Below are 221 nucleotides of genomic sequence, written 5' to 3'. Positions count from 1 at the left end.
CTGGGTGTGGAAGCACTGTGAGGTGTGGAGCTGACCGGTACTAATCGATCGAGGGCTTGTCCATCACGGATGCTGGGTGTTCGCGCACATTGTTTTTTCTGCGGGTCTTTAGGTTTTCCCCTGGGGGTTTGTTCTTGGGGGGTTAGGGTTACGGCGGTTATGGCGAGAGGGAAATACCCGGTCCCATTTCGAACCCGGTCGTTAAGCTTCTCAGCGCCGAT

At 55.7% G+C, this 221-nt stretch carries 1 rRNA gene; it reads left to right on the top strand.

The features are described 5' to 3' along the window. Nucleotides 1–149: 149 nt before the first annotated feature. Nucleotides 150–221: ribosomal RNA gene (rrf, locus tag DEF28_RS27140) — 5S ribosomal RNA — on the top strand; the annotation flags it as partial.

This window comes from Marinitenerispora sediminis (genome assembly GCF_003336425.1).
Taxonomy (GTDB): domain Bacteria; phylum Actinomycetota; class Actinomycetes; order Streptosporangiales; family Streptosporangiaceae; genus Marinitenerispora; species Marinitenerispora sediminis.
The sequence above is the reverse complement of the archived record's forward strand: the minus strand, read 5'-3'. Positions and strand labels throughout refer to the sequence as shown.